Annotated in this window: 11 protein-coding genes; 7 read left to right on the forward strand and 4 right to left on the reverse strand. The window is 56.3% G+C overall.

The window, feature by feature from the left end; all coding sequences use genetic code 11:
- Positions 1–3: 3 nt before the first annotated feature.
- The 3 genes from HB631_RS03195 to yejF are packed head-to-tail and all read left to right on the forward strand — an operon-like array spanning position 4 to position 3,718.
- Positions 4–1,101, forward strand: a complete 1,098-nt coding sequence (locus tag HB631_RS03195; RefSeq protein WP_213989725.1) for a microcin C ABC transporter permease YejB — start codon at positions 4–6, stop codon at positions 1,099–1,101.
- On the forward strand, positions 1,098–2,123 hold the full coding sequence (locus HB631_RS03200; RefSeq protein WP_213989726.1) for a microcin C ABC transporter permease: 1,026 nt from the start codon (positions 1,098–1,100) through the stop codon (positions 2,121–2,123). The genes HB631_RS03195 and HB631_RS03200 overlap by 4 nt, the downstream gene beginning before the upstream one ends.
- Positions 2,124–2,125: 2 nt before the next feature.
- Positions 2,126–3,718: a microcin C ABC transporter ATP-binding protein YejF gene (gene yejF / locus HB631_RS03205; RefSeq protein WP_213989727.1), complete on the forward strand. Its 1,593-nt coding sequence runs from the start codon at positions 2,126–2,128 to the stop codon at positions 3,716–3,718.
- Between the two features lie 46 nt (positions 3,719–3,764).
- Here yejF and HB631_RS03210 read toward each other — a convergent pair whose 3' ends face one another.
- From HB631_RS03210 to rsuA, 3 genes are all read right to left on the reverse strand, one after another.
- Positions 3,765–4,106: a YejG family protein gene (locus HB631_RS03210; protein WP_213989728.1), complete on the reverse strand. Its 342-nt coding sequence runs from the start codon at positions 4,104–4,106 to the stop codon at positions 3,765–3,767.
- A 636-nt stretch (positions 4,107–4,742) separates the two neighbouring features.
- The gene (locus HB631_RS03215; RefSeq protein ID WP_213989729.1) at positions 4,743–5,948 is read right to left on the reverse strand and encodes a Bcr/CflA family multidrug efflux MFS transporter; all 1,206 of its coding nucleotides are present in this window, start codon (positions 5,946–5,948) and stop codon (positions 4,743–4,745) included.
- A gap of 45 nt (positions 5,949–5,993) precedes the next feature.
- On the reverse strand, positions 5,994–6,701 hold the full coding sequence (gene rsuA / locus HB631_RS03220; RefSeq protein ID WP_213989730.1) for a 16S rRNA pseudouridine(516) synthase RsuA: 708 nt from the start codon (positions 6,699–6,701) through the stop codon (positions 5,994–5,996).
- A 354-nt stretch (positions 6,702–7,055) separates the two neighbouring features.
- Here rsuA and HB631_RS03225 point away from each other — a divergent pair, with 354 nt between their 5' ends.
- Positions 7,056–8,891 (forward strand): DEAD/DEAH box helicase family protein, encoded by a 1,836-nt coding sequence (locus HB631_RS03225; RefSeq protein ID WP_213989731.1) that lies wholly within the window; start codon positions 7,056–7,058, stop codon positions 8,889–8,891.
- Positions 8,892–9,017: 126 nt separating this feature from the next.
- Complete coding sequence (rplY, locus tag HB631_RS03230) at positions 9,018–9,302, forward strand: 50S ribosomal protein L25 (protein ID WP_213989732.1); 285 nt, start codon at positions 9,018–9,020, stop codon at positions 9,300–9,302.
- Between the two features lie 144 nt (positions 9,303–9,446).
- On the opposite strand, the gene yejK is transcribed toward rplY, so the two are convergent.
- Positions 9,447–10,454, reverse strand: coding sequence for a nucleoid-associated protein YejK (gene yejK, locus HB631_RS03235; RefSeq protein WP_213989733.1), 1,008 nt, complete (start codon positions 10,452–10,454; stop codon positions 9,447–9,449).
- Between the two features lie 178 nt (positions 10,455–10,632).
- On the opposite strand from yejK, the gene HB631_RS03240 reads away from it, so the two are divergent.
- Together HB631_RS03240 and yejM are read left to right on the forward strand one after the other, a co-directional pair.
- Positions 10,633–10,860 carry a YejL family protein gene (locus tag HB631_RS03240; RefSeq protein WP_213989734.1) on the forward strand — a complete coding sequence of 76 codons (228 nt, stop codon included), beginning with the start codon at positions 10,633–10,635 and terminating at the stop codon, positions 10,858–10,860.
- 19 nt (positions 10,861–10,879) lie between these two features.
- The gene (yejM, locus tag HB631_RS03245) at positions 10,880–12,655 is read left to right on the forward strand and encodes an LPS biosynthesis-modulating metalloenzyme YejM (RefSeq protein ID WP_213989735.1); all 1,776 of its coding nucleotides are present in this window, start codon (positions 10,880–10,882) and stop codon (positions 12,653–12,655) included.
- Positions 12,656–12,716: the final 61 nt, after the last annotated feature.

Here is a 12,716-nt window from a genome sequence, read left to right on the forward strand (position 1 = left end):
TGCATGACGTCCTATTTACTGCGTCGATTGTTACTGGTCATACCCACACTGTGGGCCATTATCACCCTGAATTTTTTTATCGTGCAAATCGCCCCCGGCGGCCCCGTGGATCAAGCCATTGCCGCCATTGAAATGGGGCAGCAAAGCGGTTACTCCGGCAGCCACGGCGGCGATCCCACCGCCCGTGTCCAGGCACTGCACGGCGGGCAAATCGGCGACAGCCAGTATCGCGGCGCACGAGGACTGGATCCGGAAGTCGTTGCGGAAATCACTAAACGCTATGGCTTTGATAAACCGCTGCACGTGCGTTATTTCACCATGCTGTGGAATTATGTGCGCTTTGATTTCGGCGACAGCCTGTTTCGCGGAGCGTCGGTCATGGAACTGATAAAGGAGAGCCTGCCGGTCTCCATCACCCTCGGCTTATGGAGCACGCTGATTATTTATCTCGTTTCGATTCCTTTGGGGATCAGGAAAGCGGTGCACAGCGGCAGCGGCTTTGATGTCTGGAGCAGCACCTTGATTATCGTCGGTTATGCCATTCCGGCATTTCTGTTCGCCATTTTACTGATAGTGCTGTTTGCCGGCGGCAGTTATCTCGACTGGTTCCCGCTGCGCGGGCTGGTCTCCAGCCATTTCGACACTCTGCCCTGGTATAAAAAGATAACCGACTATCTTTGGCATATTACGCTACCGGTGCTGGCCACGGTGATCGGCGGGTTCGCCACCCTGACCATGCTGACCAAAAACGCCTTTCTGGATGAAATCCACAAGCAGTACGTCATTACCGCCCGGGCCAAGGGACTGGATGAAAACCAGATTCTCTACCGCCACGTATTTCGCAACGCCATGCTATTGGTGATAGCCGGTTTTCCCGCGACTTTTATCAGCATGTTTTTTACCGGTTCGCTGCTGATTGAAGTGATGTTTTCCCTTAACGGGCTGGGATTGCTGGGTTACGATGCCACCCTGCAACGGGATTATCCGGTAATGTTCGGCACCCTGTATATTTTTACCCTGATCGGCCTGTTACTGAATATTATCAGCGATATGACGTACACCTTGGTGGATCCACGCATTGATTTCGAGGGACGGCAATGAGCGGATTAAGCCCGGTAAATCAGGCGCGTTGGGCGCGTTTTCGCCGCAATCGCCGCGGTTATTGGTCGTTATGGCTGTTTCTGCTGCTGTTCGTCCTGAGCCTGGGATCGGAGCTGGTGGCCAACGACAAGCCCCTGCTGGTGCGCTATGAAGGGCGTTTGTATTTTCCCCTGCTGTTCAGCTATGACGAAACCACCTTCGGCGGTCAACTGGCCACCGCCACCGATTATCGCGATCCTTATGTCGCTCATCGGCTGGAATCCCATGGCTGGGCGCTGTGGACCCCCATTCGCTACGACTACCGCACCATCAATTTTGCTACCCGGCAACCCTTCCCTTCGCCCCCCAATGGACAAAACTGGCTGGGTACCGACAGCGCCGGCAAAGACGTGCTGGCGAATTTACTGTATGGGTTTCGTCTGTCGATGCTGTTCGGCCTGGCCTTGACCTTGTTCTCCAGCCTGATAGGCATTATCGCCGGCGCCAGCCAGGGGTATTACGGCGGCAGGCTGGATTTGTGGGGCCAGCGCTTTATCGAAGTCTGGTCGGGCATGCCGACGCTGTTTTTGATTATCCTGCTGTCGAGCGTGGTGCCGCCGAATTTTTGGTGGCTACTGGGCATTACCGTGCTGTTCGGCTGGATGAGCCTGGTGGGGGTGGTTCGGGCCGAATTCCTGCGCACCCGTAATTTTGATTATATCCGAGCCGCTCAGGCCATGGGGGTCAGCGACGGCATGATTATGCTGCGCCATATGCTGCCCAACGCCATGGTGGCCACATTGACCTTTATGCCGTTTATTCTCTGCGGCTCCATTACCACCCTGACCTCACTGGATTTCCTCGGCTTCGGCCTGCCCATAGGCTCGCCCTCCCTGGGCAATTTATTGCTGGAAGGCAAAAATAACCTGCAGGCGCCCTGGCTGGGCATTACCGCGTTCGTGATGCTGGCCCTGGTGTTGTCGCTTTTGATTTTTATCGGCGAGGCGGTACGCGACGCTTTCGACCCCGGCAAGGGCCATTAACCATGACCGCACCTTTACTGCAGATTCAAGAGCTGAGCGTCGCCTTCCGACAGGGGGAGACCTGCCGCGAGGTGGTGGATCGGATTTCCTTGACGGTCGACGCCGGCGAGACATTGGCCCTGGTGGGGGAATCCGGCTCCGGTAAAAGCGTCACCGCCTTATCGGTGCTGCGGTTACTGCCGTCGCCTCCCGCCGTCTATAGTCACGGCGATATCCTGTTTCAGGGGCACACTCTCCTCCATGCGGATGAAACCGCGTTGCGGCGGGTACGTGGCAACGATATCGCCATGATTTTCCAGGAACCCATGTCCTCCCTCAATCCGCTGCACACCATTGAAAAGCAGCTGCTGGAAGTACTGACCCTGCATCGGGGCATGAGGGGAGAATCCGCCCGTGCCGAGGTGCTCGCCAGCCTCGATCGGGTGGGGATTCGCCATGCCTCTTCGCGGCTACGGGATTTCCCTCATCAATTGTCCGGCGGCGAGCGGCAGCGGGTGATGATCGCCATGGCGTTATTGACCCGGCCGAAATTATTGATAGCCGATGAACCTACTACCGCCCTGGATGTAACGGTTCAGGCGCAAATTCTGCAGCTGTTGGCCGATCTGCGCCGCGAAATGGGCATGGCGTTGCTGTTTATTACGCACAACCTGAATATCGTCCGCCGGCTGGCGGATAACGTGGCGGTGATGAAAGACGGCAAATGCGTGGAAATCAGCCCTTGCCAAACGCTTTTCAGCGCTCCGCGTCATGATTATACCCGTAAATTGTTGGCGGCCGAGCACGGCGGCTGTCCCCTGCCGGTGGACCCGGGGGCAATCCCCCTGCTCAGGGTCAACGGCCTTGGAGTGTCATTTTCCCGGCAACGGGGACTGTTGCGCCGGGGAGTGACGGAAAAACGGGTCTTGAACGGAGTTAATTTTACCCTGCGGCGCGGGGAAAGTCTGGGATTGGTGGGTGAATCCGGGTCGGGCAAAAGCACGGCGGCGCTGGCTCTGCTGCGCCTGCTGAAATCCGATGGGGAAATCTGGTTTGCAAATCAGCCCCTGCACCAGTTTAACCGACGGCAGATGCTGCCCATACGGCGCCGTATCCAGGTGGTGTTTCAAGACCCGAACTCTGCCCTCAATCCCCGGCTGTCGGTGGCGCAAATCGTGGTGGAGGGGCTTCGGGTCCATCATCATTATTCCCCGGAGGAACAGGAACAGCGGGTGATTACCGCCTTGCAGGAGGTGGGGCTGGATCCCGAAACCCGTAACCGCTATCCCGACCAGTTTTCCGGCGGCCAGCGTCAGCGCATCGCCATTGCCCGCGCGCTTATCCTGCAACCGGAGCTGGTGATCCTGGATGAACCCACTTCTTCCCTGGACCGCTCGGTCCAGGCGCAGATTTTGCAGTTGCTGAAATCGCTGCAGGAGAAACATCAGCTGACCTATCTCTTTATCAGCCATGATTTGCAGGTGGTCAGGGCCATGTGCCATCAGGTGATTGTGCTGCGTCAGGGGGAAGTGGTGGAACAAGGAGACTGCGGTCAAATCTTTGATTCGCCGACGGCGGAGTATACTAAACAGCTGTTGCAATCAAGCGATCGCTAAGGCTGGCGGACGCCCGCGCCGGCGCCCGGAACCGAGGCAAAAGCCGTCAGGTGATATAGGGAGCCGCGGCGGGTTCGGCGATGGCCACGCCGATATTTTTCAAGCGGCATAACGCGGTGCATTCATCATCGCGATGTAAAAACAGGCAAGGCTGTCCTTCGTATTCCAGCACTGAACAAGAAACCTGGATATCCATCAGCGAGCCCGCCAATTCACGCATGGTTTCCCACGCGTTGCTGCCCTCATGATTGAGCAGCGTCAGGCCCACCAACTCGTTCTCCCCGCTGCCCTCCGGGTCAATGGGTTCAACCTTGATACCGCAAAATCCGTTTAAGTAGCGATAAGATTGCGGTAGGCGATGTATAACGGATAATTGTAAATTATTCACTGCCTATCCCCAAAGGTAATCAAATGGCTGGTAACAATTTTATCACAAAATAATAATGTTAGAATGACAAGGTTGGCTTAATTGTTTACAACAATGTCTTTTTAACCCCAGAAATGAGAAGTAGATCGCTTTTTCGGCCTATATGTACCGCGTTCAGCGGGTAAGCACAACCCTTTTTTATGCATTTGCATAACTTATCGCACGATATTGATTTACATTTTTCGAACAACGGTTATTGGCACGGTCTCCCTTTAACTCGTTCGTTGCACGATCGGTGATGGCGGGCCTACCTTGCCATGAGGCGCTCGGTCGGGCGGAAAAACCACGCCCGATTCGACCTCATTGGCACGGTCTCCCTTTAACAGGCTCGTTGCACGATCTGTGATGGCGGGCCTACCCTGCCATGAGGCGCTCGGTCGGGCGGAAAAACCACGCCCGATTCGACCTCATTGGCACGGTCTCCCTTTAACTCGTTCGTTGCACGATCGGTGATGGCGGGCCTACCCTGCCATGAGGCGCTCGGTCGGGCGGAAAAACCACGCCCGATTCGACCTCATTGGCACGGTCTCCCTTTAACAGGCTCGTTGCACGATCTGTGATGGCGGGACCGGCCCTATCAGGGTAGCGCTGCCGGAGTTACGCGGTGACCTTGGCGCTACGTCGGGGACGGCTGGCGTAAACGTAGCAGAGCATGGCGGTCAATGTGCAGAATGCCATGGAGATGACCATCGGCCAGGCGCTGTTGAAGGTCGCCAGCGACAGAACCGCGCCTATTACGGCCCCTACCCCGAAACGCAGGGTGCCGGCCAGGGAAGAAGCGGTACCGGCCATATGGGGAAAATCATCGAGAATAACCGCCATGCCGTTGGAGGTGACCATCGCCACGCAGCCGACGAAGACCGCCACTCCGATGACCAGCGGCAAGAAACCCAGATTAAAGGCGCACACAATCACCAGCCAGATACCCATCAGCAATTGGATAATCAGACCGAGCCGGAACATCCGCTGAGCGCCGAAGCGTCCTACGCTGCGGCTGTTTATCAGCGTCATGATAAACAGAAACACCACATTCAGGGCAAAGTAGTAGCCGAAATGCTGCGGCGAAACGCCGTTGATATTGATGTAGACAAACGGGCCGGCGCTGAGAAACGAGAAAAGTCCGGCGAAAGAGAAACCGCTGGCCAGCATATAGCAGAAAACCCGTTTGTGACGAAACAGCGCGCCGAAATTGCCGATAGTGGTGCGCAGGTGAAATTTCTGCCGCCGTTCACGTGGCAAGGTTTCCCGGATATACAGCAACACCAGCACGGTGGCCACCAGCGCCGCCAGGCTCATGATCCAGAAAATGGCATGCCAGTTGAAAAGAAGCAGCAGTGCACCGCCGATAAGCGGCGCCAACAGCGGCGCCACCGTCATCACCAGCACCACAAATGACATCATGCGGGAAAAATCGTCTTTGGTGAACATGTCGCGCATCAGGGCGTTGATCACCACGCTGGCGGCAGCGGCGGACAATCCATGCAATAATCGCATGTAAATCAGCTGATCCACCGAATGGGATAACGCACAGGCCGCGGCTGTCAGGGCGAAACAAAAGGTGCCGAACAATATCACCGGCTTGCGCCCCAGGCTGTCCGCCAGCGGGCCGTAAAAAAGCTGGCCGACGGCGAATCCCAAAACATACGCGCTGAGGGTCATTTGCACGCTGCCGGCGCTGACGCCGAATTCGCTGGCGATGGTGGGCATGGCCGGTAAATACATATCGATGGCCAGCGGCATCAGCATCGATAACAAACCGAGGATGACAATTAACCCGATATGGGATTTTTGGGACGCTTGCACGCTATACCACTCCTTAATGAGCCGCCCTGTCCAGGCAACAAACTGTTACTTTACCGGTGCGCCGATGCTGTCAATTTCTTCGCGGGTCAACGGGCGGTATTCCCCCGGCTGCAGGCTCTCATCCAGCACGATGGCGCCGATGCGTTCACGATGCAGGGTTTCCACCCGGTTGCCGGTGGCGGCAAACATTCGTTTCACCTGGTGGTAGCGCCCTTCGCTGATGGTCAAACGCACTTCTTGTTCAGACAGCACCTCAAGCACCGCCGGACGGGTGGGCAGCGTTTCGCCATGCAGCATGACCCCCTCGGTTAGCTGGCGGGCGCCGTCCGCGGACAGAGGTTCCGCCAGCGTCACCCGGTAGGTTTTCTCGCAATGATGCTTAGGAGAGGTAATCCGATGGGACCATTGGCCGTCATCGGTCATCAGCACCAGGCCGGTGGTATCGATATCAAGACGCCCGGCGGCATGCAATTTATCCGGCACCGGCTCATCCATAAAATAGAGCACGGTGGGATGATCGGGATCGTCGGTGGAGCAGACATAGCCTTGGGGCTTATGCAACATAAAATAGCGGGGCCCGATGATTTGTTTCAACGGGTTGCCGTCAAAGCGGATTTCGTGCTGCGGCAACAGCTGGAAGGATCCTTGCTTGATGATTTCGCCGTCCACCGTAACCCGCTTCCCACGGAGTTCACGCAGCACCAGCGCCCGGCTGATGCCTAAATGTTGAGATAAAAATTTGTCCAGTCGCATTAAGTCTGTTTTGCCTGTAATCTTTAAACGCCTGTCGATCCCCAGCCCTGCGCGTTGACGCGTCCGGTATTGCACCGGGGATGCCGTGGGATAGAACAGAAAGAGCCGCATGGGCTTGAGATACGTCGCAGTATAACGGGGCTTGGGCCCCGAGCCTAGCGGACAACGCGATATACCCTTAATCTTTCGAGTTGCGGCGGTGTTGGCTTAGTTACTCGGCTCATCCATGGCCTCGCCCCTTAGGGGCCGCCGCAACGCGAAACCCATTGGGTATACATTTATCATCACAATGCTATTGATGCGTATTACTATCCGTTTTATCACCATTCCCCTTGCCGCGGGACAGAGTTCCTAATGGCCTTTACCCTTCGACCTTATCAGCGGGAGGCGGTAGACGCCGCGGTGGCTTATTTCCGCCGGCATCACGAGCCGGCGGTGATTGTCCTTCCCACCGGCGCCGGCAAGAGCCTGGTCATCGCCGAACTGGCGCGTTTAGCCCGCGGTCGGGTCCTGGTGCTGGCCCACGTCAAAGAGCTGGTGGCGCAAAACCATGAAAAATACCGGGCGCTGGGTTATAACGCGGATAATGATGAAGCGGATAATCCAGAAGCAAACGCTCATGGCACGGTTACTCATGGCATGGAGAGCGCTGACGCGGATATTTTCGCCGCCGGATTAAAGCGGCGCGACAGCCAGGGCAAAGTGGTCTTCGGCAGCGTGCAGTCGGTTGCGCGCCATTTGCCGCTGTTCGATGACGCCTTTTCGCTACTGATCATTGATGAATGCCACCGTTTAAGCGACGACGATAACAGCCAATACCGGCAGATTATCCAGCATCTGCGCCTGTCCCGTCCCGACTTGCGCATCCTGGGCCTGACGGCCACCCCTTTTCGCCTCGGTAAAGGATGGATTTATCATTATCACCACCACGGCATGGTCCGGGGCGATGAAAACTGTTTTTTCCGTGAATGCATATTTGAATTGCCGCTGCATTATATGATTAAGCATGGCTTTCTGGTGCCGCCGGAACGCCTGGATATGCCGGTACTGCAATATGACTTCAGCCGGCTGGCCCCCAGCCTTAACGGCTATTATGCCGAGTCGGACCTGAACCTGGAGCTGCGCCGGCAGCGTCGAGTTACGCCGTTGATAGTCAACCAGATCCGGCAGTACGGCGAGGATAAACGCGGCGTCATGATTTTCGCCGCCACCGTCGAGCATGCCGGCGAGATCCTCGCCCTGCTGCCGCCGGATCAGGCGGCGCTCATCAGCGCCGAAACCTCTTCCGCCGAGCGCGATGAGCTGATAAACGCCTTCCGGCAACAGGCGCTGCGTTACGTGGTGAATGTCGCGGTGCTCACCACCGGCTTCGACGCGCCCCATGTGGATATGATAGCCATTCTGCGTCCCACCGAATCCGTCGGCCTCTATCAGCAAATCGTCGGCCGCGGGCTGCGCTTATATCCCGGTAAAACCCGCTGCGTCATTCTGGACTATGCCGGTAACGGCCATGACCTGTTTTTCCCGGAAATAGGTGAGCCAAAACCCGCCGGATCCGGCCAGCCGGTGCAGGTGTTTTGCCCTCTCTGCGGCTTCGCCAATACTTTTTGGGGCAAAACCGCGCCGGACGGCGCCGTGATTGAGCACTATGGCCGGCGCTGCCAGGGCTGGCAGGAAAATGACGGCGGCGAACGGCGGCAATGCGATTTCCGTTTCAGATTCAAAATCTGCCCCGAATGCGGCGCCGAAAACGATATCGCCGCCCGGCGCTGTCACCAGTGCGATCATCTTATGGTGGATCCGGATGATATGCTGAAAGCCGCTCTCAGGTTAAAAGACGCCATGGTGCTGCGGTGCAGCGGCATGACGCTGGCCGCCGGCGGCGATGAGCATGGCGAATGGCTCCGGGTCACCTATCATGATGAAGACGGCGCCGAAGTGAGCGAACGTTTCCGCCTCGCCACTACGCCGCAGCGGCGGCTGTTCGACTATCGATTTTTGCGGCCGCACCAGCGGGCGCCGGGCATTCCGCTGCCCTGGCGAACCGCTCAGGACATCTGCGCCGCCGCATCGCTGCTGCGCCACCCGGATTTTGTCGTCGCCCGCCGCCAGGGTCATTTCTGGCGGGTGCGGGAGAAAATTTTTGACTACCAGGGACGGTACCGTTTGGCCCATGAGTTGCGTCCGTGACCGCGTTTTATTTGCCCCGGGGCGGATAATCCGGTAGAATTCCGCCCGCTTTACTCTAAAGCAAGACTATCCAACCCGCTGCTGGGTCGCCTGTAGCGGGAATACTTGTCAGTATCGAGAAAATAAATGCTAATCATTAATGCAGAAACGCGTAAAGAGCAGGGTAAGGGTGCGAGCCGCCGCCTGCGTATCGCCAACAAATTCCCCGCCATTGTGTATGGTGGCCCGGAAGCGCCGGTGTCCATTGAAATGGATCACGAAATTGTCCTGAATACCCAGACTAAACCGGGTTTTTACAGCGATGTTTTATCGCTGGTGATCGACGGTACAGAAACCAAGGTCAAGGTTCAGGCTGTGCAACGTCATCCGTTCAAACCGAAACTGACGCATATCGACTTTGTTCGCGTGTAATCGCGTGTAAGTGATACTACGTTCAAAAACGCCGCTAAGCGGCGTTTTTTTTTGGCAACGATTTATCCAGCCGGCACCGGATGACAAATAACGGATGCCCCGATTCCCGGCCATCATGTTTGTCACTAAGCATGATGGCCAATTTCACTTGCCGCCCCCCAGCCGACGCTGCAACTGATCGCGCAGATTTGGCGGCGTGCCCTTGATGGTCAGGGTATCGGTGGCGGGATCCCAAAAAATCCGTTCCCCCATCAGCGGCGCGTCAAAACTCAGGGTAATACCGCCGCCGCTGCCGGCATACTTGGTCAACTGCCGCAGAGTGCCGCGATCGGCGGGGAAGCTCTCTTCCAGGGCGTAGCCCTCGCCGCTGGAAAACGCCTGAAAAGACTTATCCCCCACCGGCGGCAGGGCCTCGGATAATTCCACCAGCGCTATCTCTTCACCGGATTGCAACTGCTCTTTACAGTAGCTGTAAACCTGCTCGCGCACGGTTTGCCGCTCCTGTTTATCCAACTGCCCCTCGGCGCAATAATCATCCACCGCCTGCAGCAGGCCGCGATTTTGCGCCTTGGTATCCAGTCCTTCGGCGGCGGCCAGGAAATCCATGAAAAAGTCCGAGACTTTCCGCCCTACCCGCCCTTTCAAAAAGGTCAGATAGCGGGTAGAAGACGGATTGGTTTCCCATTCGGTAAGATCAATGCGCGCCACGATATCCGCATGATTGATATCGAGGTAATGGGTGCTGCTGATATCCAACTGCTCATTGACCCGCATACTGCTGCAACTGGAGAGAACCGCGATAAGCAGATATTCCACCGCCAGATAACGGTATTGGCAAAACAGAACAATGCCGCCCTCGGCAAACGGATACTTGGCCAGTTCATCGCGCAACCGGCCGGTGGCGGCCCGGGTGAAGGCCAGAAAATCCTCATCGCCCCGGCGGCAATGGCGTAATGCCTCGGCCAGCTCGCTGTCGGTATTGAACAGACCGTAGGCTTTGGTCTTGGCGCTGTAGACCCGATGCAGCTCCGCCATCATCTCATCCACCGCCGCGTTCGGCTGCAACAGCGAATCCCGCAAAATCAGCTCCAGCGTTTGCTCATCGCGTTTAATAAGTTGATGCAACGCAATCTGGTCAATATCCAGACTCATGATTTATTCTCCTTCTGGTGAGAGGCGTATTCAAACACCGAATAGCCTTCCCCCGCAACCGGAGTTGCAACGGTTAGCGGCAATCCGTGCGCCGCGGACAGGAAAAATATAAAAATGCGGAAAAAGAGGTGTTGATACGGTAAGATAGCGGGTTTTAAGGGGTTATGAAGAATATATTATGCCGCAAGCATCCCGTTACAGCGACGAGCAGATTGAAACATTACTAAACGAACTCTCGGCGGTGCTGACGCAGCATCGTGCGCCGACGGATTTATCATTAATGGTTTTGGGTAACATGATTACCCATATAATCAATACCAGCGTATCGCCTGAGCAACGGAAAACCCTGGCTCGCTCGTTCAGCGAGGCCTTGCTGTCTTCCGTCCGCGAAGCCGACATGCATTAATTAGCTGCCAAAACTGATTATGGTGACAAATAGCCAGCGCTACCGTGACAAAGTTTCCCAAATGATCAGTTGGGGTCACTGGTTCGCACTCTTCAATATTCTGCTTAGCCTCGGGCTGGGCAGCCGCTATTTGCTCGTCGCCGACTGGCCGGGGTCGCTGCCTGGCCGCACCTACGCGTTTGTCAGCTGGCTCGGTCATTTCAGCTTTATCGGCTTCACGCTGTATTTACTGGTGATCTTCCCGCTGACCTTTGTTGTCATGTCCCAGCGCCTGATGCGTTTCTTATCGGCAATCATCGCTACCGCCGGTTTAACGCTGCTACTGGTGGATACCGAAGTCTTTACCCGCTTCCATCTGCATCTTAATCCGGTGGTCTGGGAATTGGTGGTCAACCCGGATGAGGGGGAATTGGCGCGGGATTGGCAGTTGATGTTTATCGGCATCCCGGTAATATTTCTTATTGAAATGCTGTTCGCCACCTGGAGCTGGCAGAAATTACGCAGCCTCAACCGGCATAAAATCGGCAAGCCCATTGCCGTACTGCTGATCTGTGCTTTCTTCGCTTCTCATATCCTATATATCTGGGCGGACGCTAACTTTTATCGCCCCATCACCATGCAGCGGGCCAATCTGCCCTTGTCTTATCCCATGACCGCCCGCCGCTTCCTGGAGCGCCATGGTTTGCTGGACGCCCGTGAATATGAACGCCGGCTGGTGCGGCAAGGGAATCCCGAAGCGGTGGCGGTGGAGTATCCGTTAAGTCCCCTCACGTTCCAGAAGACCGGTAGCGGCTACAATCTGCTGATTATCACCACCGGCGCATTGCGTAACGACACCCTGGCGCAACGCATGCCGGCCTTAAAGCAGTTCGCCGATCAAAACGTGTTTTTCACTAACCATTTCAGTACCGGCAATCGTTCCGACACCGGGCTGTTCGGCCTGTTTTACGGTATCTCCTCCTCTTATCTGGACGGGATCCTGGCATCGCGCAAAACGTCGGTACTATTGGACTCTCTGGGCAAACAGGGATATCAGTTAAGCCTGTTCTCTTCCAACGGTTTCAGCAGTCCTTTGGACCGACAGGCACTGCTTACCGACTTCAGCCTGCCGGAACCCGTAGGTCAAACAGACGGGCAAACCGCTCAGCAATGGCAGAAATGGCGATCGGCCTATTCCGGCACGGCGCCCTGGTTCTCTTTTGTCGAGTTCAACGGTACCGATATCAACGCCGACCAGAACAACACGCCGGCCCTTGCCCGCCAATATCAGCAGGGCGCACAGCATCTGGACGGGTATATCGGACAAATACTCGCAACACTGCGCGACAAGGGCGACCTGGATCGCACCGTGGTTATCATCACCGCCACCAACGGCGTAGAGCTGAACGATGGCGATAACGGGCGCTGGGAGGCCGGTACCCGCCTTAACCGTCCCCAGTTGCAGGTTCCCCTGGTGGTTCACTGGCCGGGCACACCGCCGCAGTTAATCGAGAAGCTGACCGATCATAATGATATTACCGCCACCCTGATGCAGCGTTTGCTGCACAGTACCACCGACCCCAGCGATTATACCCAGGGCGAAGACCTGTTCGCTGTGCAGCGGCGTAACGATTGGGTGGTGAGCGGTGATAACGGTACGTTGGCCATCACGACGCCGACCCAGACTATTTTGTTGCAAAGCGACGGCGATTACCGCACCTACGACGTGAAAGGTGAACGGATTCACCATGCAAAACCACAGTTAGCGCTGCTGTTACAGGTGCTGACAGACGAAAAACGCTTTATTGCCAACTAACCGCTTAAATCTAAAGCAGTCAATTCAATGGGCTATTGCAATCGACGCAGGAAAAGGTAGT

Source organism: Sodalis sp. dw_96, from assembly GCF_018449575.1.
Taxonomy (GTDB): domain Bacteria; phylum Pseudomonadota; class Gammaproteobacteria; order Enterobacterales; family Enterobacteriaceae; genus Acerihabitans.